General features: G+C 60.6%; 22 protein-coding genes and 1 tRNA gene. 10 read left to right on the plus strand and 13 right to left on the minus strand.

Annotated elements, in window-relative coordinates:
• Positions 1-2: 2 nt before the first annotated feature.
• Positions 3-323, minus strand: a complete 321-nt coding sequence (locus MNAB215_RS20490; RefSeq protein ID WP_083746341.1) for an EthD family reductase — start codon at positions 321-323, stop codon at positions 3-5.
• A gap of 78 nt (positions 324-401) precedes the next feature.
• On the opposite strand from MNAB215_RS20490, the gene MNAB215_RS20495 reads away from it, so the two are divergent.
• A complete protein-coding gene (locus tag MNAB215_RS20495) occupies positions 402-914 on the plus strand; it encodes a nitroreductase family deazaflavin-dependent oxidoreductase (protein ID WP_245830361.1) in 513 nt (170 codons plus the stop codon).
• Positions 915-931: 17 nt separating this feature from the next.
• Here MNAB215_RS20495 and MNAB215_RS20500 read toward each other — a convergent pair whose 3' ends face one another.
• Positions 932-1,948, minus strand: a complete 1,017-nt coding sequence (locus MNAB215_RS20500; RefSeq protein ID WP_077080433.1) for an acyl-ACP desaturase — start codon at positions 1,946-1,948, stop codon at positions 932-934.
• A gap of 255 nt (positions 1,949-2,203) precedes the next feature.
• Entirely contained in the window at positions 2,204-2,812 is a 609-nt protein-coding gene (locus MNAB215_RS20505; protein ID WP_077080434.1) for a TetR/AcrR family transcriptional regulator, read from the minus strand.
• A 112-nt stretch (positions 2,813-2,924) separates the two neighbouring features.
• On the opposite strand from MNAB215_RS20505, the gene MNAB215_RS20510 reads away from it, so the two are divergent.
• A complete protein-coding gene (locus tag MNAB215_RS20510; RefSeq protein ID WP_077080435.1) occupies positions 2,925-4,175 on the plus strand; it encodes a cytochrome P450 in 1,251 nt (416 codons plus the stop codon).
• A 37-nt stretch (positions 4,176-4,212) separates the two neighbouring features.
• Here the strand turns inward: MNAB215_RS20510 and MNAB215_RS20515 are convergent, their stop codons facing one another.
• Both MNAB215_RS20515 and MNAB215_RS20520 read right to left on the minus strand, forming a co-directional pair.
• Positions 4,213-4,506, minus strand: a complete 294-nt coding sequence (locus MNAB215_RS20515; RefSeq protein WP_077080436.1) for a hypothetical protein — start codon at positions 4,504-4,506, stop codon at positions 4,213-4,215.
• A gap of 122 nt (positions 4,507-4,628) precedes the next feature.
• Positions 4,629-5,021, minus strand: coding sequence for a heme-binding protein (locus tag MNAB215_RS20520; RefSeq protein WP_077080437.1), 393 nt, complete (start codon positions 5,019-5,021; stop codon positions 4,629-4,631).
• 231 nt (positions 5,022-5,252) lie between these two features.
• Here MNAB215_RS20520 and MNAB215_RS20525 point away from each other — a divergent pair.
• Positions 5,253-5,326: transfer RNA gene (locus MNAB215_RS20525), tRNA-Ile, on the plus strand.
• Positions 5,327-5,370: 44 nt separating this feature from the next.
• Here the strand turns inward: MNAB215_RS20525 and MNAB215_RS30300 are convergent.
• Positions 5,371-6,054, minus strand: coding sequence for a site-specific integrase (locus tag MNAB215_RS30300; protein ID WP_245830362.1), 684 nt, complete (start codon positions 6,052-6,054; stop codon positions 5,371-5,373).
• A gap of 216 nt (positions 6,055-6,270) precedes the next feature.
• Here MNAB215_RS30300 and MNAB215_RS30305 point away from each other — a divergent pair, with 216 nt between their 5' ends.
• Positions 6,271-6,597: a hypothetical protein gene (locus tag MNAB215_RS30305; RefSeq protein ID WP_245830363.1), complete on the plus strand. Its 327-nt coding sequence runs from the start codon at positions 6,271-6,273 to the stop codon at positions 6,595-6,597.
• A gap of 82 nt (positions 6,598-6,679) precedes the next feature.
• Here the strand turns inward: MNAB215_RS30305 and MNAB215_RS30715 are convergent, their stop codons facing one another.
• The 3 genes from MNAB215_RS30715 to MNAB215_RS20545 all read right to left on the minus strand — a co-directional run bounded on the left by MNAB215_RS30715 (position 6,680) and on the right by MNAB215_RS20545 (position 10,839).
• Positions 6,680-6,895, minus strand: a complete 216-nt coding sequence (locus MNAB215_RS30715; RefSeq protein WP_425436489.1) for a helix-turn-helix transcriptional regulator — start codon at positions 6,893-6,895, stop codon at positions 6,680-6,682.
• Positions 6,896-7,428: 533 nt separating this feature from the next.
• Positions 7,429-9,141: an ATP-dependent nuclease gene (locus tag MNAB215_RS20540; RefSeq protein ID WP_165691595.1), complete on the minus strand. Its 1,713-nt coding sequence runs from the start codon at positions 9,139-9,141 to the stop codon at positions 7,429-7,431.
• A gap of 240 nt (positions 9,142-9,381) precedes the next feature.
• Entirely contained in the window at positions 9,382-10,839 is a 1,458-nt protein-coding gene (locus MNAB215_RS20545) for a hypothetical protein (protein ID WP_131829146.1), read from the minus strand.
• 200 nt (positions 10,840-11,039) lie between these two features.
• Here MNAB215_RS20545 and MNAB215_RS20550 point away from each other — a divergent pair, with 200 nt between their 5' ends.
• The 3 genes from MNAB215_RS20550 to istB all read left to right on the plus strand — a co-directional run bounded on the left by MNAB215_RS20550 (position 11,040) and on the right by istB (position 13,700).
• The gene (locus MNAB215_RS20550) at positions 11,040-11,252 is read left to right on the plus strand and encodes a thiaminase II/PqqC family protein (RefSeq protein ID WP_077080441.1); all 213 of its coding nucleotides are present in this window, start codon (positions 11,040-11,042) and stop codon (positions 11,250-11,252) included.
• 418 nt (positions 11,253-11,670) lie between these two features.
• Entirely contained in the window at positions 11,671-12,900 is a 1,230-nt protein-coding gene (istA, locus tag MNAB215_RS20555; protein WP_077080442.1) for an IS21 family transposase, read from the plus strand.
• A complete protein-coding gene (istB, locus tag MNAB215_RS20560; RefSeq protein WP_077079381.1) occupies positions 12,897-13,700 on the plus strand; it encodes an IS21-like element helper ATPase IstB in 804 nt (267 codons plus the stop codon). Before istA ends, istB begins: the two co-directional genes overlap by 4 nt.
• 15 nt (positions 13,701-13,715) lie before the next feature.
• On the opposite strand, the gene MNAB215_RS20565 is transcribed toward istB, so the two are convergent.
• On the minus strand, positions 13,716-14,225 hold the full coding sequence (locus MNAB215_RS20565) for a hypothetical protein (protein WP_131829147.1): 510 nt from the start codon (positions 14,223-14,225) through the stop codon (positions 13,716-13,718).
• Positions 14,226-14,521: 296 nt separating this feature from the next.
• Here MNAB215_RS20565 and MNAB215_RS20570 point away from each other — a divergent pair, with 296 nt between their 5' ends.
• Positions 14,522-18,013, plus strand: a complete 3,492-nt coding sequence (locus MNAB215_RS20570) for an SIR2 family protein (protein WP_083746183.1) — start codon at positions 14,522-14,524, stop codon at positions 18,011-18,013.
• Positions 18,014-19,084: 1,071 nt separating this feature from the next.
• A complete protein-coding gene (locus tag MNAB215_RS20580; RefSeq protein ID WP_077080446.1) occupies positions 19,085-19,597 on the plus strand; it encodes a hypothetical protein in 513 nt (170 codons plus the stop codon).
• Positions 19,598-19,757: 160 nt separating this feature from the next.
• On the opposite strand, the gene mobF is transcribed toward MNAB215_RS20580, so the two are convergent.
• Both mobF and MNAB215_RS29505 read right to left on the minus strand, forming a co-directional pair.
• Positions 19,758-21,347, minus strand: a complete 1,590-nt coding sequence (gene mobF, locus MNAB215_RS20585) for a MobF family relaxase (protein ID WP_077080447.1) — start codon at positions 21,345-21,347, stop codon at positions 19,758-19,760.
• Positions 21,348-21,498: 151 nt separating this feature from the next.
• Positions 21,499-21,942, minus strand: a complete 444-nt coding sequence (locus MNAB215_RS29505) for a hypothetical protein (RefSeq protein ID WP_131829149.1) — start codon at positions 21,940-21,942, stop codon at positions 21,499-21,501.
• A gap of 546 nt (positions 21,943-22,488) precedes the next feature.
• On the opposite strand from MNAB215_RS29505, the gene MNAB215_RS20595 reads away from it, so the two are divergent.
• Positions 22,489-22,695 (plus strand): hypothetical protein, encoded by a 207-nt coding sequence (locus tag MNAB215_RS20595; protein ID WP_077080448.1) that lies wholly within the window; start codon positions 22,489-22,491, stop codon positions 22,693-22,695.
• Positions 22,696-23,227: 532 nt separating this feature from the next.
• Here the strand turns inward: MNAB215_RS20595 and MNAB215_RS30575 are convergent.
• On the minus strand, positions 23,228-23,362 hold the full coding sequence (locus MNAB215_RS30575; RefSeq protein WP_281253340.1) for a hypothetical protein: 135 nt from the start codon (positions 23,360-23,362) through the stop codon (positions 23,228-23,230).
• Positions 23,363-23,462: the final 100 nt, after the last annotated feature.

Raw genomic sequence — 23,462 nt, forward strand, 5'->3', positions numbered from 1 at the left:
GGTCAGTGCTGCGGCACCTCGATGTCGGAGACCAGGACGCGTACGCCGCCAGTGGCGATTCGCCCCAAGGCTTCGAAGAACGCGCCCGCTTCCGGTGTCGTCACCGCCGCACTGACGTCGTCGTAACTCGGGTAGTACAGGTCGATCATGCGGTAAGCGGGAGTCGGGCTGCCGTCTTCTTTCGGCCAGACCTTCGACGCCTCGAGACGGAGATACCCCGGTATCCGCCGAGCGAGCTCCAATTGCTCTGATTCGTAGGCACTTTCGAAGGCGTCCGGGTCGGTGGGGTTGTCGTAGATGACCGTAAGTTTGGTTTCGGACAATGGATTTCCTCGCATCGTTGTTAGTCGCGGCGTATCGCTGTGACGACCCTACCGTCGCGAAATGACTACGCTGTGGTCGTGTCGCTACGACGGTTCAGCCCCTATCGCGGTCGGCGTCTCCGGTGGGACGAGGCGCTCCTGGAGCGCGCGGCCATGACCCGCGCCGGCTCCTATCTCGGACAGAAGCTGGCGCCACACGTCGACAAGTTCTTGATACCTCGGACGAACGGCCACCTGAGCACCATGGGAAGGGACAAGGTCGGACTCGTCACGACTACCGGGGCCAAGTCGGGCCGGCCCCGCCCACAGCCGCTGGCGCTGATCGACGATGGTGACGGGCTGCTCGCCATCGGGTCGAATTATGGCCGCGAGACGCATCCGGGTTGGAGCGCCAACCTGCTCGCACACCCCGACTGCACCGTCGAGCTCAACGGTCCGCCGGCGCCCTACCGGGCCGAACTGCTGGCGGGCGACGAGCGCGCCGCAGCCTGGGCTACCGCCAACGACGTCTATGCCGGATACGAGAACTACCGCGTGAACTGCGCGCCCCGGCAGATCAGGATTTTTCGACTTCGCCCGTCGGCAGGTTGAGTGACGGAGCGCGGCGCTTAGCGTCCGCTGAGCGTCAGCGTCCCTTCTGTGGTGAGTACCTTGCTGGCAGTGATCTTCTCAATCCTTCGCGCTTCACGCTCGCGGTAGCGCTGCTTGGAGACTTCGAACTTATCGCCGGCTTCCTCGAGTTCCTTGATCAGCACGCCGAGATCGTCGCGCATCCACGCGGCCTCGCCGGTGAAATCGTCACGCTCGAAGATCCGCCACTTCTTCAACACCGGCATGACGACTTCGTTGAGGTGGATCGTCGGGTCGTAGACACCGCCTACGGCGATGATTACAGCCTTGCGCCGAAACTCCGGCACCGTGAAGCCGGGCATTTTGAAGTTGCGCAATATTCGATGAATTGCCTTCATCGCCTGGTTGGGCGCGATGTCCAAACCGGCGGCGGTGACGTCGCGATAAAAGATCATGTGCAGGTTCTCGTCCGCCGACACCCGGGCGAGCAGCTGATCGGCGATCGCATCGTTACAGGCTTTACCGGTGTTGCGGTGCGATACGCGGGTGGCCAATTCTTGAAATGAAACGTACGCGACGGAATCGAACATGCTTTCAGCAAACAGATCGCCCTGTTGATTCTGACCAGGGCTGAAGCCCCTGGTCATTTGCTCGAGGCGCAGCTTCTCCAACTCGACGGGGTCGACCGCGCGGGTGACCACCAGGTAGTCGCGCAGCGCGGTGCTGTGCCTGTTCTCCTCAGCGGTCCAGCGATTCACCCATTGCCCCCAAGCGCCGTCCATGCTGAAGTTCATCGCGATTTCGCGGTGATACGACGGCAAGTTGTCCTCGGTCAGCAAGTTTTGCACCATCGCTACCCGTGCCACGTCGGAGAGCTGGTTTTGCCCTGGCTCCCAGTCCTGCCCGTCCAGGGCATAGAAATTCTTGCCGTCCGACCACGGAATGTAGTCGTGCGGATTCCATTCGTTGAACATCGAGAGGTGACGGTTGAGCAGTCGCTCAGCCACAGGCTCAAGCTCTTGGAGTAGCTGGAGGTTAGTCAGGCTCTTCGACATAGCCTCTCCTAAGTTATCTGTTTCGGACAGTAACATGCACTATATCTGTGTCGGCTGGTTACATTCAAGTAGGACACGCCGTGACGCGGGTCATTCCGTGGCGTGATCGCCGGGCAGATCGACGGCAACCATGAACGCCTCACCGGCAATGTAATCGCTTGGCGGACAGGCGAATACGGGATTCGTTGCCATGCAATGCACTTGACGGGGCGCCTAATCCGTTGGTCGCGGGTTCGAGCCCCGCCGGCCGCACGTCTAAATCGTGGTCGTTGCTCCGAGTGCAGTGGCGGTGAGGGTGGCGACGAGTCTGTCTTCGTCAGTGTCAATGTCACCGTGTAGCCAGCCGATGATGAGCTCGGTTGTTCCTGCGACTAGCGCCCTTGTCGCCAGTACCCGGTCGATCGATGGCTTTGGGCGTCCAGTGAACGGAACGCCGTGGGCGGCCATGTGCTCGCTGAACTCGCGCACCGCACGTTGTTGGCGTTCGCGAAGCCGCGGGAAGCCCGGCGATTCCATGTACAGCCGCGCGTCGGCCGGGTTGGACGCCAGCATGTGCACGACGGCGCGCAACGCCCCGTTGATTCTGTCCTTCAGCGGGGCCGTCGCGAGCACCTCCTCCATCGCGGCCCACAGCCGAGTAAAGAGGTCCTCCGCGCAGGCGTCGAGCAGGTCATCTTTGGTGGCGAATTCGCTGTAGAAATATTTCTTGCTCAGGTTCGCCCGCTGGCACACGACGTCGACAGTGAGGGGAGCAACGCCACTCTCGGCGATGAGAGCGCGCGCGGCAACCAGCAGTCGGTCGCGTCGGCTTTGCGAACGCTCTTCCGCGCTGAGCCCGCCGTAGCTGCGCCCCACGACACTCATGACGACATCTTGACCCACTGGTTGACCCAAGGAATAATCTGGCACGACTCCGTTCCAGATTATGCACGGAGATGCCGACCCCCTCAATCGCACCGGCACACGAGGAGCACCAATGACCGCCCGGATCATCGACGATGCCGCGCAAGTTCTCGCCAAACCGCAGGCCTACACGGACGAAAAGCGGCTGCACGAGGCGCTGGCGCACCTGCGCGCCCACGCCCCCGTGTCGTGGGTCGACGTCGAAGGCTATAAGCCGTTTTGGGCGGTCACCAAGCATGCCGATGTGATGGACATCGAGCGGCAGAACGACTTGTTCACCAACGATCCCCGCCCGCTGTTGATGGTCTCCGATGGCGAAGACGTGCTGCGCGCGCAGATGGAGGCCGGTATCGGCCTGCGCACGCTGATCCACATGGACGACCCGCACCACCGCGACATGCGCAAGGTGGGCGCCGACTGGTTCCGGCCGAAAGCGATGCGGGACTTGAAGATTCGCGTCGACGAGCTGGCCAGGATCTACGTCGACAAGATGGTCGAGAAGGGACCCGAGTGCGACTTCGTCCAGGAGGTCGCGGTCAACTACCCGCTCTACGTGATCCTGTCGCTGCTGGGGCTGCCGGAGTCGGACTTTCCGCGGATGCTCAAGCTCACCCAGGAAATGTTCGGCGGCGACGACACCGAGTTCCAGCGGGGTGGCGACGTCGAGGACATGCTCGCCGTGTTGCTGGACTTCTTCAATTACTTCGCGGCGCTGACCGCGTCGCGCCGCGAGCACCCGACCGAGGACCTGGCGTCGGCGATCGCCAACGCCAAGATCGATGGCGAACCGCTGTCGGACATGGACACCGCCTCGTATTACGTGATCGTGGCCAGCGCGGGCCACGACACCACCAGCGCGGGGATCGCGGGCGGCATGCTGGCATTGGTGGAGAACCCCGGCGAGCTGGCCCGGCTGCAAAAGGACCTTGGCCTGATGGGCACCGCCGTCGAGGAGATGATCCGCTGCGTGGTGCCGGTCAAGGAATTCATGCGCACCGCGCAGGCGGACACGGAGGTGCGCGGGGTGCCGATCGCCAAGGGCGAATCCGTGCTCCTGTCCTACGTGTCGGCCAACCGCGACGAGGAGGTGTTCTCCGACCCGCTCCGCTTTGACGTCGGCCGGGATCCCAACAAGCACCTGTCGTTCGGTTACGGCGTGCACTTCTGTCTGGGCGCCGCGCTGGCCCGGATGGAGATGAACAGCTTCTTCTCCGAACTCGTGCCGAGGATCAAGTCGATCGAGTTGGCCGGCGAGCCCGAGCTGATGGCCACGACGTTCGTAGGTGGCCTCAAGCACTTGCCGATCCGCTACTCGCTGAAGTGATTTAAGGCTGGCGGACCGAAGGCGGAGGGGCTGTGCGCTAGGAGCACCCGCTCACATGGATTCGCCGACCGGCTCCGACGCAAACGCTTACCGGCGGTGGTGGCGGAAAGTCTTGTGGCAGCGGCGCATAGGCGCCAGGCGGCGGGACGTACGAGTTGACCGTATCGGCGATGTTGGTGCAGCCGCTCACTGAAACACGGTTGCCGACGCTTGCGCAGACGTCCGCGTTGGCCACACCGGGGGGCTGCACGATCGCAGTTATCTCGGGAATCGCCGTGAGGGCCAACACCGCTATTCCCCCTGCAGCCCAGGACCGCGCCCACGGACTCATCGGGTTCTCCTTCCCGTCCCGGCTGGGACGTGTTTGTGACGATCGGGCGAACTGAGGGACGCAGTGTTTCCTCTGCGTGCATGCGAGCTTTCGGGGCACGGGTGCTGCGGCGCACCGATCACTTACGGAGTCGCGCCGGCTTCCCCGAGTAATGGTGTCCAGTGGCAACGCTGCCTGACGTCAACCAGCGGCTGACGGATGTTCTCCAGATCGGCTTGCTCCTGTGGGTTGGCGTTGAAATAGTTCTGCACGTCGTGTCCGAGCTGGTCTTTGGGCTCGTCCTGAAGGCCGGTGTAGAAACCGTTGAGGTCCGGGTGGGCAAAGAGGTAGGTCGAGAGCGCCGCCCCAACACCAGTCGCGACACTGGCTACGTCCGCAGCTGTGCAGTTGGGTGGCCGAGGCGTCGGATCAGCCGCGGCGGTCCCTAGAGGAGCGCATAACAGCATGCCGATTGCCGCGCTAGCGCCTGTTGCGCCGACGAGCGCTCGGCGCGGGATTCGACCTGAAACGAACATCAACTGGCTCCTTCATCCGGTAATCGAGACTGCCGCAACCGATGGCGGTCGGCGCCCGGCTGAAGCGAAGCAGAGCCGGCCTGCCAACCCTGTACCTTGACGAAGCAGCGTCACTCGGGCCAAAAGTCACTAATACCACGGCCAACGGTCACCACACGATGGCGATATTGCTCATCCGGTGCGACAGACGGTCTCACGAGCGGTTGGTACCGTTCCTACCGGAATGCATACGGGGCGGTAGCTCAGTTGGTTAGAGCCGCGGACTCATAATCCGTTGGTCGCGGGTTCGAGCCCCGCCCGCCCCACGTCAGAGCTGGTATCTAGCCGATCTATGCACACGATTCGACCTTTATTCGTACTTTATGGCGCGGTCCAACAGGGCGGCGACCTCGGTGTGCACGCGTCCGCGGCTCATATAGCGATCCTGCGTCATCGACACTTTTGAATGCCCGAGGTGGTCGGCGCCGATGCGCGCCGATAGGCCCTCGTCGTCAATCAGCGTCGCCACGGTCTTGCGGAACGAATGCGTGGTAACGCCGGGCACGCCAAGTTCGTCACGGACTTTCCGCCACTGCTTGCCAAGATTGTTGGGGTCGCGAAGAGTGCCTGCCGTCGACGGAAAGATAACGGTCGACTCGCCAAAGTACGGATGGGTGCGGCGGTCCCGAAGCGCGCTGACGGCAAAGCGCGGCAAAGGTATCGTGCGCCGGCCCGCATCGGTCTTCGTGTCGTCGGTCCGTTGTAAGCCCACTCCGACTACGCGAACCACCTTTCCGGTGACCGCAATCGTTTCTTTCGTCTCGTCGAAGTCGGTCCACCGCAACGCCAACAGCTCGGAGCGGCGGAGCCCAGTGGCGATTAGAACGGTAATCGGGTCGACGAGATCATTTCGTTGGCAGTAGCCGTCGGCCCGCAGCCGCACCAGCAGGTCGCGCAGCTCGTCGGCGCTGAGCGCCGTCGCGCCCTTTGGTCGTCGCTTTAGCCCGATCGGCTGAACGTCGCGGACTGGGTTGGCGCTCAATGTGTTAGCCATGACCGCTAGCTGCAATCCGCCCCGCAAAATGGTCTTCGCCTGGCGAGCCATCGTTGCGCCGTGGGCCGCCCGCATGGACCGGATTGCCGCATCGATTCGCGCAGGTGTCGCCTCGTCAACCCGAACGCTTCCGACAAACTTCGCTAGCTTCCCGGCCGCGAATCGATATGTCGATAACGTGACCGGAGATCGGCCGTCCTCGGCCAGCCTGGCGAGATGCCGTTCGATGAGAACAGTGATTTTGGTATCGAGGGCGATCTGGTCAGCATGACTCGGCGCACGTCGCGCCAGCAATGCTTCGATAAGAGCATCTTCGGCGAGTTTGCCATGCTTGTCGTGCTCATCGGCTGGGCCGCGGCGCTCAATTCGCCGGGTGACGCCGTCGGCATCCCGAATCTTGCATCGCGCTACCCACACGCCGCTGCCCAGGTACTCGCGGGTGATCTTCCCGTGCTGCCCGATGCGAAGAGGAGGTCTACCGGCCACAATGCTCCTTGTGGGGGACTGCGCACCATGGCACCACGCCCGAATGTCTGTGCCTAACACTTCGTTTCATGTCAGATCAGCATGCAGCCTGCGTGCTCTGGGACAAACATCCGATGGCAAGTAAGCCCGCGAGGCGTCGTCATGCAGAGTCCCGATCACGATCATCGAACTGTTGTCCCTCCCAGGCTAGGACATCACTCAGCCGGTAACGTACATGTTTACCGAACTTCGCGTAGCGCGGTCCCTTACCTTTTGACGCCCACCCCGCGGGCGTCTTGACCGGCAGGCCATACCGGTCGGCAAGTTCCTGTCGACTCAGCCACTTATCGTGCGTGTCTGCCTCCATGGCGGTCATCCCCTTCAGAGCTCGGCGCTTATTGAATGAATCGTAAACCCTGAACGTGACACTTCTTGAGCATCTAAACGTTCGCGGATTGCATGTGGTGTTTGAATTGCTCCATTTGAAGTTCCTGCTGATGAATTCATGCAACCCGTGAACAGTTGGTGCTCACGGATTGCAGCTACCTGTCAAAGTATTCAGGCACAACCCCGGAGACCTTCTGCGACACTGACTGTTTCCTGTGCGCGGTCAGAAATCTCCTCGACGTTAAAAGCGGACCGCGAGGCCGATGCGCGCGTTTAGAATTCGATCCGTGGCCGACCGCTGCAGCTAGCCCGCCCGACGGTAGTGCACCTCGCTATCCGACCGAGACGATCACCGTCGCCAATCAGCTGCACCTGTCGCGGTTGGTGTAATTGGTGATTATCGGCGCCAGAAGGCAGTGCGTAATTGTGTCGGTCCAGCCGCCGTAATCGCGGGGCCTGCGGCCAATATCTGTCGACGCTGGTTGCTTGATTATCCCGGCTGTCAGCGTGCTCAGGATTCGCCTACAGGAAGGCGCTGCTGGGCACTTCGCTCAAAATTTCGCCGATCTTTGTATCAATCCATGAAGCGAGGCCGATCATGAACGGGCCAACTGGGTCGCCTTGCTCGGCGTTATTGGCGAGTCGCCTTTTTGCCGCTTCTAGCTTTGGCCGCTTGATGGAGTAGGGGGCGTCTGCTGCGCCGGTCTCTCGGCCCAGAGTGGTTATCGATACCACCGAAGTGACGAAGTCGGTCGGTAGAAACCTTTCGATCCCAACGAATGATTCTCCGAGTGCAGGATTGCTGAGGGCCGCTGGCGCCGTAAAACACGCCGAGTAAGGATGGACTCCCAGCACTGCCTCATACTTTGCGCTGTCCTTGGCCTCCCAGTCACGCAAAACGACAACAGGGGCTGCATCGGGGCGGGATGCCACAACCTGCTTGTTGTACTTCAAGTACTGATGAATGGCATCGCCGGTGTAGTCGTCACCAAACGCGGCCTTCGGCGAGATCAATCGCCACCGAGGCTTGAGGTTTCCTTGCTCGATAGCGGCGCGCAAGTAGATGTCGTCAAATGCGCCCTCTACGATGACGATTGGGTCACTCGCGAAGGTGAAGAGTGGATGCGAATAGGTCGAGATCGCAGCTTTTGCGCTTACGACCAACGCCTCGCGCACCGGCATTCGCTGGAGAGATGTATCAGGGTCTTTAGTTGTCAGCCAAGCAAACTCTGACGTTCGAACGAATTCATCCTGGTGGGTCGTTACAAATATCTGCCGCTTCGGGTCTTCTGCGTACTTCCCAAGGTCCGTGGCGAACTGGATACGAAGTCCCGCGTGTAGAAAGCTCTCGGGTTCCTCGATCGCCCAGATACTTGCCTGAATCCAACCGAATCCGCTGGCTCGGTGCGTTCGGTCTGCGAGGTTCAGAACGTGTAGCAGTAACAGCGACTGCACACCAGAACCCTCGAACTCCGGCGCTCGCGCAACATCGCCGACAGTGCTGGCTTGGACTCCAAGATTGAACACAAGGTCGGCAAAGTCTACAGGCAAGTCAGGTTGGATTCCGAGCCCGGGGAGACCACGAGATACGGCTGCTGACACATCTCCAAACATCCTCTCGCCCATAGCTTTTAGCTCATCGAAAAGCTCATCGACCGATGATTCGCGGTACGCCTTCGTGGAACGGAGCCGTGACACCAGCGTGCTTTGGAGGGGAGCGAGTTCGCTTCGTATAAGGTCGGCTGGTCGAGCGTGGTTGGGAATATACACAAAACGCACCGCGCGAATGTGTGCCAACACTGACGCTGTATGTTCGGTCGTCGCCTCCACCATTTCGCTCATTGAAGGGCCGAAGTAGAGCGTCTCGATCGTCGCTGTCTTGTCGACACCCAAGCCCCACATTCGCTTGATGAAAATTAGGTCGCTGATTCCATGGGCCCCGTGGAAGTCTTCCTGGCCCCTGACTTTAAAGCTCTCGTTGAGTCGCAGTCCGACCGTGACCGACACGAGCTTCTTCTTGCCTTTCGGCGCGTGGGTACTGAAGTCGTCGGTCATGCTGAGTGGCGTCCGATCCTCGTCCAGGTAGCCGTTAAAGAACAGATTTAGTGCTCGAAGGACGTTGGACTTACCGCTGCTGTTAAGTCCCACAAGGGGTACGTAATCGCCGACCTCGGTTATCTCTGCGCTCCGTATTGACCGAAAATTCTCGACCTCCACGTACTCAATGACACTCAACTCCACAGTCCTCTCAAAGGAGCTTGCCCGTTCACGTCCGTCGTAGCTATCTGTCGATCAGCGGAGAAGGATGCTTGACCGTTTGTGTTGACACAGGCGAGATTGCCGCGCGCCGTGACGCGAGTTTATGCCGTCTTCGTAGCGAATCCGGTAAACCGAAAGCGTGTCGTACCTTGCGCCGCTCGGTAAGAACCGAGGTTGCGGTAAGACGTCCGACTTTGTGCGCGCGTGCAGTCCCTGCTAGTCGAGCGACGCCGGGGATGGGAATCGATAAGAATCCCAGGACTTTTCGAGTATTAAGTTTTCGCGGCCAGGGCTCGAGGGAAGATCTCGCAACGAGATTAAATCACCCGGCGCTCGATCGTGGGCGCGCTGCAATAGGAGTTGTTCAGCTTCATCTCCATAGGCAACGAGCATCTCGACCTCCCGGGCGCTCACCGCTGCAACCGGAACGTCGGATAAATTGCCTGATGATATCGAAGTCAGTTGTTGCTCAACAAGATAGGCGGCACCGGTGTAAATTGGTTCCGCGGAGACGATGAGGGCAATGATCGGCCGGTCTGTTGGGATGTGGCTGAACTCCGGCGTCTTTGCGGCCATCTGTTGAATCGAGTGCTCAAGCTGTCGGTACGCGCGCTCAATCGAGCTCGTTAGGTCCGTGGCTAACGGCGAGTCGCCGGCTCGGGCTGCCAGGCCGAGGCGCTTGAGTTTGCATTCAACCAAAAGAACCAGTCCTGGCATGACTACGAACCAGTCGACGCTCTTCTTGACTCCCCTCGGCCCGTACACTATTTCGGGGCGCACCTCAGCTCCGTCAATCAAATCCAGGTTGCGGCCGATGTAATGCTCGAATAACCTGCCCATTTCGTCTGCAAAAGCGTTGCCGTACTTACTAATTCCTGGATAGTAGAGTCCACCCGGCGTGACGGTACGCATGATCAGGCGTGGGGCTGGCGCGAAAGAAAGATCCCTCCCAAAGTTGATGAACGGAGTTCGAACCAAAGGGTTGTAGTCGTAGCGCGCAAGCTTCTTGTTGCCGTGAGAGTTCTGCTCGTAGTCTTTTTTGAAGTCATCGCGTGTGGCAGTCAGCCGTCTGGCCGTCACTTCCAGCGTCTCTTTGGGAAAGAGCGCGAGCACTTCCTCGAAGTTGCTTTGGCTGAGCCACGCCCGGTTGTAGGTGCCGCCATTCTGGTAGGCGCCGACTTGCAAGACGAATGTAGCGCCGATGGCGGCACGTAGATCCATCCCACCGAGGAGTTCGGCAAGGGACGATGTCGAGATCACAGATGTCTGAACGTGGTCGAGTCCTTCAACCAGCAGAGCGTGCGACCGCGCGAGCTCTTCGAATATTGACTCCTGCCAAGGGAATTGCTCGTAGAGAAGGGGTGTGATGACCGAAAGAAGGAAGCCGGGGTCGCCCGGGTGCGGCGTAGCTTCGCAATTGAAAAACCTTCGCATCAAATCGTCGATTGATCGCGCCGACACCAGATTGCCGCGGTATTCGTTGCCGTGCAGAAGCGATTCACGAGCAGCGACGGCCAGCCCCCAAGGTGGGCACCTGAGCTTTTCCTGGTCTGTGTAGGGAGGCTCTCCCAGCGCCGCCGACAGAGCCGAGATCCTCGGAATGAGGTCAGTGGGCCTGAAGGCGCGACACGCTTGGACGAACTCGCGATAGCTGCGGTTCCAACTTGATGGCACTATCTCGTCACGGTACAGACCCCATCAGGACAGTCTTCGATATAGCGCGTTATGTCTCACACCCGCTGCGGCGGTCGAGTTCGACCCGGACTGCCGTGACCGTTAGTGTTCTTCAGCCGGTGCGGGCGGCGGTGGACACGGCCCGGTGCCACGCCATGCCATGATCGTTCCTACTGGGCGCCGAGCTCGTTAAGCGCGGTTTGCCGGATCCGCGCTACCAGCGCTGGATCGACACCTATGCCGGCGACGATTACCAGACCATCGTCACCGAGGTGCTGGCGCTGGCCAACATCGTTGGCCTGACCCTTTGCGCCGCCGACGAGTCGCGCGCCCGGGCCCATTTCGCCACCACCGCACGCTACGAGTGGATGTTCTGGGACGCCGCGTGGCGCCGCGAGGTGTGGCCTGTCTGACGACGTACGACGCGGGCTAGTTCTACTGCTCAGCGGGCCTAGAGGAAGGCGCTGCAGGGCTGCTGAAATGCCCCTGAACTGGCGTTATGCAGCGAAGATTGACAGGCTCTCGCGACACACCGATGTTTTGTCAAAGTAGGTAGGCGTGTCTTGTCAATGTTCCTTGCATCTCGACAGTCACCGAACCTTTTTTTGTTGGCTAGAGGCGGAGTCGCCGCTTAGTTAGGGCTGCTTCTTTGGCGCTGGCCTGTATTTCTTCCGCTTCTTTCGAAACATGTTCTGAATCAGAATTTATTGGTCCTATGACGTCGCTAGCGGTTCTCGCAATAGACTTAAGCTGTTCTTCGTGTCGGCGTCGGGTGAAGACTGACCCCTGATCGTCGGGTGAATTTGGACCCCCTCCGTTGATGCTGAGGAAGTGATGTCAGTGGAGGATTGGGCTGAGATCCGCCGGTTGCACCGGTCGGAGGGGATGCCGATCAAGGCGATTGCCCGGGTGATGGGTGTGGGCCGCAATACGGTCCGGCGAGCGTTGGCGGCTGAGGGGCCACCGAAGTATGAGCGGTTGCCGCGTGGTTCGAAGGTCGACGCGGTCGAGCCGCAGATCCGTGAGTTGTTGCGGGCCTATCCGAGGATGCCGGCCACGGTGATCGCTGAGCGGGTCGGCTGGGGGTATGGGATCACGATTTTGAAGGACCGGATCCGTGAGCTGCGGCCGCTGTATCTGCCGCCAGACCCGTCGGGGCGAACCCAGTATGTGGCCGGTGAGTTGGCGCAGTGCGATCTGTGGTTTCCGCCGGTGGACATCCCGCTGGGGTGTGGTCAGTTTGGCCGGCCCCCGGTGCTGGTGATGGTCAGTGGATACTCGCGAGTGATCACCGCGAAGATGCTGCCGTCGCGGCAGTCACCGGATCTGTTGTGCGGGCATTGGGAACTGTTGTGCGGTTGGGGTGTTGTCCCGCGAGCATTGGTGTGGGACAACGAGTCTGCGGTCGGTAAGTGGCGGGGTGGTAAGCCCGAACTCACCTCGGCGATGAACGCCTTCCGCGGGGTGCTGGGCATCAAGGTGGTGTTGTGCCGGCCCGCCGACCCGGAGGCCAAGGGTCTGGTGGAGCTGGCCAACGGCTACTTGGAGACCTCGTTTCTGCCGGGGCGGTCGTTCGACTCTCCGGCGGACTTCAACGACCGACTCACCACGTGGTTAGTCGGTGCCACCTCCCGTACTCATCGCAGGCTGGGCTGTCGGCCGGCCGATCGCTGGGATGCTGATGCCGCAGCGATGCTGGAGTTGCCGCCCACAGCGCCGGCGGTGGGCTGGGCCACCACGGTGCGGTTGGGGCGCGATCATTACGTGCGCCTGGGTACCAATGACTACTCGGTGCACCCGTCGGTGATCGGCCGCAAAGTCAGCGTCAGCGCGGATCTGAATATGGTGTGGGTGCAGTGTGACTCGGTTCTGGTCGCCGTCCATCGGAGGTGTTGGGCGGCGCATCAGACGATCAGCGACCCCGCCCACATCGAGGCAGCCGCACAGCTGCGGACCCGGCACCGGCTGACGGCGAGCGCGCCTGCTGACGACGCGGTGGCCTACCGGGATCTGTCTGACTACGACCGCATCCTGGGTCTGGGCGAGGAGGCCGCCTCGTGACCACCAAACGCACCTCGACCTCTAGCCGCGACATCACCGCCGAGCTGGCGTTTCTGACCCGCGCCCTCAAGGCGCCCTCGCTGGGTGATGCGATTGCGCGGTTGGCTGAGCGGGCCCGCGCCGAGAGTTGGACCCATGAGGAGTTCCTGGCGGCGTGTCTGCAACGCGAGGTCGCCGCCCGCGAGTCCCACGGTGGTGAGGGCAGGATCCGTGCAGCCCGGTTCCCAGCACGAAAGGCATTGGAGGAGTTCGACTTCGACTATCAACGATCCCTCAAACGCGATCAGATTGCGCACCTGGGCACCCTGGACTTCATCGCCTCCAAACAGAACGTCGTCTTCCTCGGACCGCCCGGGACCGGTAAGACGCACTTGTCGATCGGAATCGGCATCCGAGCCTGCCAGGCCGGGCACCGCGTCGCGTTCGCCACCGCCGCCCAATGGGTCGACCGTCTCGCCGCGGCCCACCATGGCGACCGACTCCAAGACGAACTGATCAAACTCGGCCGCGTGCCGCTGTTGATCATCGACGAAGTCGGCTACATCCCGTTCGAACCCGAAGCGGCCAATCTGTTCTTCCAGTTGATCTCAGCCCGCTACGAACGCGCCAGTCTGATCGTCACGTCGAACAAGCCCTTCGGTCGCTGGGGTGAAGTCTTCGGCGACGACGTCGTCGCCGCAGCCATGATCGACCGCCTTGTCCACCACGCCGAGGTCCTCTCAATGAAAGGAGACAGCTACCGACTAAAGGACCGAGACCTCGGCCGCGTCCCCGCGGCCACAACCACCAAAGAAACCTAGGAGCGGGGTCCACTTTCAACCGACGCAAAGGGGTACAGATTCACCCGACGTTGACACTTCGGCCCTCTTTCGGTACTCCTTCGCTTGTCGGTCTTTAATTGACGCCTTGTCGCTGCCCGCAGCCACGACGATGCGCTGAAATTCCTCCCGGCATAGCCTGAAGCGCTCTTCCCACGATGGGTCCGGGAAACCATGGTTGTACGGCGAACCGCATTCCAACAGTTTCAGGTAGAGGGCTTCGTATTCGGCTTGCAACCGGAGGTGTTGATCCGCCTTCATCATCTGCAAGCAAGCAATCGCCATCAACGTTGCAAGAGTTGCCGCTAGTGATATTAAGCCCACCACGGTTTTGCTGCAGAAATCCGTTAGTACGCCCGCGGCGGCGACGGCGCTTAGGAGGGTTGATACCAGCAAGAAGATATTTGTCGCGGTGCGGTCTCGCGACCCGAGTTCGCCGTGTCCGATGGCGTTGGCTCTCGCGCACACCAGATAAGCAGTCTGAGTAAAAGCTTCCGGCAAGGCCACTTGGCCACCTCCCCTCGGTAAAGACTCCAACGTCATCATGACGCCTCACGGCTCAAGAGGTGTGTGAAACGCCGAGCATCGAACCCGTTTGAACCTGCACAACCGCGGTCTCAGGACGCGCCAGCGACACGCCGGGGGGTTACCGCGAAATGCTGCACCGACGGTGCAGCATTGAAGTGAAACGGGCGACTGCATTTCCTGCGGATGCTGGTTGCGTAGGCGCGTTTCGATCACAAGGTTCGACCTCATGGTCATCGCAATAAACCTCAGTCTGCAGCGCACAGCAACTGGGCAAAGTGGTAGGGCTGACGGTGGCGTGGTTTGGTGAAGTAGAGATTCCCCACGAGCTCGTGGAGGCCCAGCAGAAGGGTGAACTGGTCCTTTTTGTAGGGGCCGGTGCTTCGATCGGCGCGCCATCGAACTTGCCCGGATTTTGGCGACTCGCTGAGACCATCAGGGACGAAAGCGAATTGGGCCCGATCATCGGTAGCTTAGATGGTCAGGCGCTCGATGAGGTCTTGGACAAGGTTGATCAGGACTATGACGTTGACGTCCATCTACGCGCATCGAAGCTATTGAGCCCAGCGGCGTCAGCCCCCAATGGACTGCACCGCGCGATTGCTGATCTCGCGAGCAGCACCTGCGTGCGCATCGTGACCACGAACTACGATCGCCACCTGTCCTCCGCACTTGGGAGGTCGGTAAGCGAGTACGTCGCCCCGGCTTTACCGGTCGGAAACGATTTCGATGGGCTCGTCTATCTGCACGGGGCACTTGCTCTGCAGGAGGAGAATTCGGCGCCGCGCAAGCTCATCATCACGGCCAGAGATTTTGGCATCGCCTACCTGACCGAGGCCTGGGCCGCGCGATTCCTGGAGCGAATGTTTGCTACCTACCCCGTGCTGTTCATTGGCTACAGCCACGACGACGTGATTATGAAGTATCTGGCTCGTGGGCTTGGCCCGCAAGCTAAGCGTCGGTACATCGTGACGGACAAGCCTGACTCGAGCGACTGGAATCAGCTCAACATTATTCCGATTGGATACTCGCCCGCCAGCGATCATCGTGCGCTGTATGAGGCGGTCAAGAAGTGGGCGAGCCAATCTCGCAGCGGATTGCTCGACCGACGACGCCAGATCGAAGGCATCGTGACTTCCGTTCGGCCGCAGGACTTATCGGCTGAACAACGATCGTACGTAGAAGCCACTGTCACTGACGAGAAATCGGTCGAATTCTTCTGCGACCACGCGCGGGGACAAGAGTGGCTTGAATGGATAGCTGAGCGCCCAGATTTTCGGCAGCTGTTCGATAAGAAAGCCGGCGCGACGATAGTCTCCCGGCAACTGGCCACCTGGTTCGCCCGAACGTATGTGACGGCGGAGACGTCTGACTACGCGCTAGCCGTCTGTCGTGCTGCTGGCGGTCATGTGGGCGCAGAACTCTGGGATGCGATAGCGCGTCAGCTCAGCCGAGTCTCACGGGGGCAGCCAGTGCCGGAGACAATGCTCAGTTGGACTGTGCTTCTGATCCGCGACGCCCCTGAAGATGAGCCTTATCTTCAAGTGCTGCTGTCGAAGTCGGCAATGCCGGGTAAGAGCGCGGTAGCGGTGGCGCTCTTTGCCTACCTCACCGAGCCTCAGCTTCGGGTCGCCCCATACGTAATGGGCGGATCCCATTTTGAGGTTCGTGTACGCGGGGACGATCATTGGCTTCGAGCGGCTTGGGATGACCTATTCAAGCCCTTCTTTCCGGGGGTGGCGTTTGATCTGTTGGCAGTTGTCGACCAGCAGTTGAGGCGGGCTCAACGCGACATCAGCCTTGCCAACGGACCCAATACGGTTAGCGAACTGGCCCTGGTACGCGGGCCCATCGCATCGATAGGCGAGTGGGACTACCGCGACTCGTTGGCTATGTTGGTCGATTTTGCCCGTGATGGCATCGAATCCGTGCTTGACACCGAAAGTTCGAGAGCTGAATCCCAATTGGCCGCATGGGCTGATTCTGACGTCCCGTTGTTGCGGCGTTTGGCGCTGCATGGATGGAGGTACCGGAGGGACGTCGTAGCAACGCGAAAAATTGAATGGCTTAGCACACTGTCCTGGATGCTGGAATATTCTTACGAGGCCGAGGTCGGTCCGCTTGTTGCGCAGGCGTGCGACGCAGAGGTTGCGGCAGTCGAGGGCTTCATCGAGAGACTGGTCGCAGGCGCCGGTGACGGGGAATACAGCGCTCGTCGGGCATTCCGGTTTCTGCACGCGTTGCGAGAACACAATTCACTTCAACAGATGGCCGACCAGGCGATCGCGACGTTGCTTGAGCGGCATGAGGATCTACGGCGATTCGCGGCGCGGGCGAGCGAGCCGAGCTCAGGCCAGCCATTGGCGCCAACGGCTGAGGAACTGCAGGGTCTGGTACGAACTGACCCCATCGCTGCCCTAAGAGCAGTGCAAGCCCAAGCCGAACAAGAGCCGCAAATACGGCGGTACACATGGCGCGAAAGCGCCGCGCAACTCACGGGAATTGTCCGAGGCGATCCCGCACTTGGATTCGCCTTATTGGATGTGGTCGGGGGCGTCGAAGAACACCTTAGGTCAGCCGTGATTGGCGCGGTGGCACGGGCGTGGTCGCAGTGCGCCGTCGATGGCCCTACCGCTGAACGAATCGTCTTGGCCCTCCTCAATCTCGAACTGAAGGGTGCTGTCGACGATGTGGCGTTGATGTTGATGCCGGCTAGCAATAACGATGTTCCGCGGACAGATTGGGCATCAGTGCCCAACAGCCAACAGCTTGCGAACAAGTGCTGGGACGCGATTGAAGCGACTTCTTTTGAGCCCGGAAGCGAGGACTGGATGTTCACCGCGTTGAACGATCCGGCCGGTCAACTCGGCATATTTTGGCTCCGGGTATTGGAAAACCAATCTGACACGGCGGGGGGCGGATTGCCTCCCGATCTCGCCGCTCGGTTCGGATCAATGCTATGGGCGGGCGACAGTCGAAGCGCAGCCATCCAGGTGATCTTCGGGCGCGTAACGGACTGGCTGTACCAGCTTGATCCTAGTTGGTGTGAGCAACATGTGCTGCCCCTCTTCTCGTGGGACCTACCCGCGCGCGCGAACCGTGCCTGGACGGGGCTTTTATCCGGGGGTACCGTCACAGACCGCCTCCTTGAGGCAGGAATGCTGAACTCTATCCTCACCGCCGTAGGCCATTATCACGATCTCCAGAAGCGCTACTGGGACAGTCTCTTTGGCCTATGCGCCGGCATCGCTTTGAGGTCGGGTATCGACCCAGGCGTCTGGGTTTCCCGTTTCGTGCGCATCTGCGACCTCAACGCGAGAGTGTCGTGGGTGAATCGGATCTCGTCGGAGCTCGCGGTGATGTCTGCAGATGACGTTGAACAGCAATGGAATCGATGGATCAAGAAGTTTTGGAGTAATCGGTTGGTCAGCGTCCCACGAAAGATGAACTTCGATGAAGCGTCGGCGATGGCGGGCTGGGCCGTCTATCTGACCGACTCAGCAAGTGAGGCTGTGGAGTTGGCCTTACGGCATCCCGCGGGATTCAGCGAGCCGACTCTGCTCGTCCATCGGCTCTCTGAGGAGCGGATTCGACACGCTCCGAATGATTTTGCACGTCTAATCATTCACCTGTTGTCGAACACGACATCGTCATTTCTCGGTTACGATCTCCCTGAGCTGTTCGAGCAATTTCGTGCCGCGGGTGTTACCGCGGAGCTGTTGACCCGATTTGAAGAGCGGGCTTTACACCTCGGAATCGTGCTCCGGTAGCCCAAATGCGGGCAGACCTGCAACTGATACGCGAGTGCGCTGAGAGCAGCAATGGCATCCCTTACCGATAGCCTTAAGGCGTGGCACACCGCAACTACGTGGGCGGGACTCCGCAACAAGGAATTCTGTGTCAGCTGTGTCGACGATCGACTGATCTGACGAAAGCCCACATACCGCCGAAATGCGCTGGCAACGTTGGAAACCGGGTAATACGGATGCGCCCCTACATCGTCGACAACGTGATGTGTCACGATTCGCCTCGAGAAGGCGGGCTGTGGCTGCGGACGATATGCGAACCGTGCAACGGCCTGGCAAGTCGGTACGACGACGCATACGGAGAGCTCGCGAACCGTGTCAGCCTAATCGACCGACTCAACCGTCGCGGATTTGCGCAGCCCAGCCACCCCTATGGTGTTCCTTCCGTGCACGTGGCACCCGGTCGTGTTGCACGGTCAGTGCTGCACGGAATGGTCGCCCTCGCGCCTTCAATGAACTTAATGCATGAAGAGTTCCTCACCGGACTTCTGAAGGACGACACCCAGATCCGCCTCCCGCCAGGCCTCCAACTGCGGGTGGCGCGGGCAGTGAAACCGCTGTGTCGCATTGCAAGCGCATACTCGATGCTTCAAGTGCTCGGCCAGCGCCAAGTCTATGATGTGTTCGCCGAGATTTACTTCGCGCCCTTCATCTGGGTTCTGTGCTCTAAACCACCAGATACACTGGGTCACAGCCTCATTGAACTAGAGAGATGGGGTGACGCCACGGACTGGATCAGATATTCCTCGACAGCTACACGTAGCGATCTCCGTGACGTCCTCGACCGACTTCCCACTACCGTGCACCCAATCCAGCGCAACCGACAGCAGTGGATCGAACTGTCTTCGCCTGATCAGACGTATCTCCTCGAAGGTCTAATTCATGAGTGAGACGCATTAGCTGCCGGCCCGACGCGGTGGGAGTCGAGAGAACATGTTCGAATTATTCGAGGGTCTTGAGAAACCGGGCGACGAGGCTGACCAGTGCTCGCTCGATTCGGGCCTTCGAACAACATGACGAAAGGCGACGCCGCGAGTGAACTGGACCCCTGAGACCCTAGCCAGAGCGCGCGACTCACATCACGAGGCCGGGCACGCGGTCGCGGTCGTAGCCAGAGGTGGGACCCTGGTCCAATCATCCCTGGCGCCAGCCCAGTGGTCGGGTGAGCCCGCTGTCCACGGTGCCACCGAGCACCAGACCGCCGATGAGAACCGTGCTTTCGTCACTTTTACCGGTCCGTGGGCCGAGGCGAGGTGGTTACTTGAGAACGAGATCTACGGTCACGCGGACCTCGCGCAAGCGCTGGCGTATGTCTGGCGGCATCATGACAGCGGCGACCGCATCTTCTACGTGAACCACGTCAACCAGTTCTCTGAACACGACCTGCACGGCGAGTTCGCCCTCACATATCGCCCGTGGGAGGAGGCTTGGATCACCGAGCTGACACCACTGTGGCCTGCTGTCTGTGAGGTCGCAGGGTGGTTGACCGACGGCCAGACTGTGACGCATGAGATGGTCGAGGGCGCGATCAGCCGGGCTTTCTCGTGACGCGCTCGACTTCGGCAGCCGTAGGCACAACCAGGATGCGCGGCGCAAACCGTGGGCGGCTGGACTGAGGCCCATTATGCCCGCCGCTGTGACTCGTTACGCGACGGTACGACTTTCGGAGGCTGGCGGCGAGGGTGCGGTCGGTCTAATATCTTGTAGTTCAAGGACTTTCGTGTCCTGATCGTGGACGCTCAATGTCGTGGGTATCTTGGAGTGCGGTGTCGGTGATAGCGACCGCGATCTGGGGATCGAGGCCCACTCCTTCTGCGCGAACGCGTCTTTGGGCTTCGGCGAACACGTGGTTGCGCTGCCAGGTCGCGCGTGATTTGGAGACAGTTTCGATCACGGCGGTGGCTTGTTCCTGTATCCATTCTGGTGTGATCAGGGATGTCTGCTGTTCGGCTTTTGTGAGTACTTCTGCCAACATTGCGTCCAGATTGGCTTGTCCGCCGAGGTGTGCGGTGGCTTGACTGCGCCACCGGCTGCGTGACTGCGCTTGCGAGCATGGTCTTGGTCTGGCTCCGCGCGTCTCGAAAGCTGCGCGTTGCGATAGGTCAAATTCCTCGGATTGTGTTGGTTCTCGGTCGTGTTCGAGTTGGAAGCGGGTGGCTAGCTCGTCGTAGCGGGGTTTGATCTTGTTTCGGCGTGAGGACAACAGTTTGCATAAATCGGCTGATATGCCGGTGATTTCGCGAACTGGACGCCTGCCGCGCTCGGTGGCGGCCCGTTCGGCGAACGAGAGCCCCAGTGTGTCGATGAGGTGCGCTTCGATACGAGTGTTGTAGAGCTCGGAGGCTGCGACGTTTTGTTTGTAAAGGTGCTGTCCATCGAGGGCAAGCCAGCGCGGGATGCCGTTGGCGCCTACCGCGCGTACCTTGTTGCTCACTGCGACGAGGTTGCAGAGGTTGGGATCTTCTGCACGCCTTCCGTGTTGGACAAACTGTGCGGCGAGGAAGCCGTCGGTGTTGACTTGAGTGGCACCGTGAGAGCCGACGCGTGTGAGTGCGGCATTGTCTTGGAGGTAGTCCAACGCGTCGGCCACGGCCTGGTTGTGGCACAGCTCGATTGTGTGCGCAATCTCAAGCGGTGCCAGTGCCCACAGCACCGAAACACTCTTGACTGGGCTAAAGGTGAGGGCGTAACCCGCCACTGACGTGGGCACTCCTCGTATACCGCGGGCGATGAACTGGCGCAGTTCGTGGTCATCGGTAGGACCACGCCCGTAGAGCTCGATAAATGTCTGGTGCCCAATGGTGTTTCGGATCTGAGCGCGGCTCTCATCATCGATCGGGGCGCTTGGGCGCAGACCCTGGTTGATGTTGTGATCACGATAGGCTGCCGCAAGACGTCGACGCAGTTCGATCGAGGTTGCGTTGACACGGAGCGGACGGCCCAGGCGGACAACAGATTTGGCAGCATTTTCTCCGACTCCCTGCGAGATCAAGTGCGCCACGATTTCGTCTGCATTGGGGTGCAGGCACGATTCGAAAAGAGCTCTTATTTGGCCTTCACTGACGTACGAACCGGTCTCGACACGCCACAATGCTTTTTCGAAGTCAGTGTTTGGGGTGCATGAGGTCGGCTCGCTGAGCGCGGACAGTCCGCGACCCATCCACTGCCCGCGCGGCTCTTTTTGGGTGTTGTCGTCGTCCGGCGTTGTGGAGCAGCGCTTTTCGGTCACCGGCGCATCGATGTGGCTGGCGAGAAACTCGTACCCGTGTTCGGCGCTGAGTTTGTCGAGACTCATCATGGGACAACCGTAAACCGGTGTGTGTACACTTTTGGCCATTGTAAATTCAGCGACCCAAAAACCCGTCCTGGCCAGCACGAACTGAGTAGGTCGATCAAACGCGGTATCGCCAAAAATGATGGGGGAGCCGGGTTGCGTGCGAGCGCCGGTGTCAGGTGAGCAGCGGTCTGAGGCGGGGGTCTGTGTGCCAGCGGGCGCCTTCGACGCCGATGGCGACCCACAGTGAGAGTGCGGGCATCGGTGGTCCGGAGAGCCGCAGCGGGGCGCAGCGGTCGTCGAAGCCCAGTGTCAGAGTCCAGGCGTACAGGTCGGGGCAAAACTCGGCAATCGCGTCGTAGTAGAAGCTGATCCAGCCGTGAACAGCGATGTGGCATAGCAGTCGGCGGTTGGTGGCGATGATCTGACAGGGCTGCTGCGACCGCCAGCACGGGGTTGCGGCTTTGAGGGCGTGGGCTTTGCGGCGGGAATTGAGGATGGCATTGCCGGCCATCGCAGCGATCATGACGGTGGGGCGGCCGATGACGAACAGATTAGAGTGTTGGTAGCTTCCGTCCCCGCCGTAGAAGCGGCTATAGGTGGCTTGGGTGCTCAGCATTGCAATTTCGTCGGGGTCTAGGACAGGGCCGAAAACCGCAATGCGCGGTGAGGCCACAGCCGGGTTGTCGTAGGCGGTTCGAGCGGTCGCGCGCGCGTAGGCCCACCATTGCTGCCAGGGATTAGCTACGGTGTGGGCTGCGCAATTTGATGGCGCGGATCGTGGGTGTGCGCTGATGTGTTCACCGCGCACCGGCAGCCGCTTCACGGCGGGGGCAACTATGTCATGCCAGTCGGTCATGTCCTTAAGTCTCGTTTCGTGCACTGACAACAGCCGATACCGGACAAGTGCGGCTCGTGATGGCCGTGTTGGCCTTCACGGTCGGTTGCGACCGCGACGAGGCTGGAGACGTAGGGCGGTTGTCGGTGGCCGTTGGCCCGGGCCACATGCGGTCATGCTTGTCTCACCGTGCCGAGTGTCAGCTGCTGCGGCGCTTGAGATCTGCTCTGGTACTTTGTCTGCGATGCCGAGCTCGACATCGAGGAGGGCGGCCGATCGCGCAGCCCAGATGAGTTCGCTGAGGGTTTGGGTGTCGGGGAGGCAGTAGTGGTCGCGTCCGTAGCGCTCGACAGCGGTATCGGTGAGATCGTCGAGCAGGGTCGCAAATTCACTGGCGGTCGCATCGGCGTGGGCAGTGAGGAACGCGTCTCGGCGGTGTTGAGGCCAGGCCGCTGGGAATTTGAGTTTCGTTCGGCAGAGCGCCCTAATGCCGGCAACAAGCTGGTCGAATCCGAAATCGGGTGCGCCCCATGACGTTATGACGTCTTCTGCGAACGTGTCGAATCCTTGGTCCCTGTCCGTCACAGTTGTCGCGCACTTTCTGATTCTTCGTCGGCACGCACAAGCGTCAGCGTGCACGCGCACCGACGAAGGTTCTCTGGATCAGCATCGACGTATGGCGGCGGGGTGTTGGGCCGCCCGGCAACAGATTCAAGCCGTGAATGAGGCGTCCATTGTGGATGCCCAACAGTGCAAGATGTCAACGCCGGAGGGGGCCCTGAGATGATTGTGCGTAGCGCGCTGCAATCGGGTCCGCAGGGTTTAGGTTGGGTAGCTCGGTAATCGCCGAGCATGGCGCGAAAATCTGTCGCGGCCCGCTTCGGATCTCGTTGCCCAAAGCGACGCCGTTGTGGGGATCGCGGTTGCTCCGGTAGGTAGCGCATAGTCACCCCAGCTCGATCAGATCCGGCCCGGCTGGTGATGTGCACCGGGTCGGTCAAGGACGCACGATTTGTATTGCTCGAGGGTGATCTCACCGGCTGTGAACTCGACAAGCAGCACGATCTCATCCGGTGTCGGTTGATGGCCATCCAAGGGCTGTTGGCGCGAGCGCGGCCAGGATCCAGCGCCGGTCCGGCGTCGACAATCTGGCACCGCATTCCTCGATGTGGCGTTCGACCGCCACCAGGTCTTCATCCATCGCTCTCCCGTCGGGGAGTGCTTCTTTCTCGCCCCTTCATAGTGCTTCCGTTAGCCATCCCCGCCACCTTTCTATCCTAGCAGTTGGAGTGCCGGGCACA

The sequence above is a fragment of the Mycobacterium numidiamassiliense genome (assembly GCF_900157365.1).
GTDB classification, from domain to species: domain Bacteria; phylum Actinomycetota; class Actinomycetes; order Mycobacteriales; family Mycobacteriaceae; genus Mycobacterium; species Mycobacterium numidiamassiliense.

Coding starts and splice junctions, on each gene's coding strand:
- MNAB215_RS30300 (WP_245830362.1), bottom strand. CDS start 6,054: ATGGCTAACACATTGAGCGCCAACCCAGTCCGCGACGTTCAGCCGATC.
- MNAB215_RS20505 (WP_077080434.1), bottom strand. CDS start 2,812: ATGAGTGTCGTGGGGCGCAGCTACGGCGGGCTCAGCGCGGAAGAGCGT.
- MNAB215_RS20500 (WP_077080433.1), bottom strand. CDS start 1,948: ATGTCGAAGAGCCTGACTAACCTCCAGCTACTCCAAGAGCTTGAGCCT.
- MNAB215_RS29505 (WP_131829149.1), bottom strand. CDS start 21,942: ATGCTGAGCACCCAAGCCACCTATAGCCGCTTCTACGGCGGGGACGGA.
- MNAB215_RS30715 (WP_425436489.1), bottom strand. CDS start 6,895: ATGACCGCCATGGAGGCAGACACGCACGATAAGTGGCTGAGTCGACAG.
- MNAB215_RS30305 (WP_245830363.1), top strand. CDS start 6,271: ATGCCGTTCGATGAGAACAGTGATTTTGGTATCGAGGGCGATCTGGTC.
- MNAB215_RS20515 (WP_077080436.1), bottom strand. CDS start 4,506: ATGAGTCCGTGGGCGCGGTCCTGGGCTGCAGGGGGAATAGCGGTGTTG.
- mobF (WP_077080447.1), bottom strand. CDS start 21,347: ATGATGAGTCTCGACAAACTCAGCGCCGAACACGGGTACGAGTTTCTC.
- MNAB215_RS20510 (WP_077080435.1), top strand. CDS start 2,925: ATGACCGCCCGGATCATCGACGATGCCGCGCAAGTTCTCGCCAAACCG.
- MNAB215_RS20520 (WP_077080437.1), bottom strand. CDS start 5,021: ATGTTCGTTTCAGGTCGAATCCCGCGCCGAGCGCTCGTCGGCGCAACA.
- MNAB215_RS30575 (WP_281253340.1), bottom strand. CDS start 23,362: ATGGATGAAGACCTGGTGGCGGTCGAACGCCACATCGAGGAATGCGGT.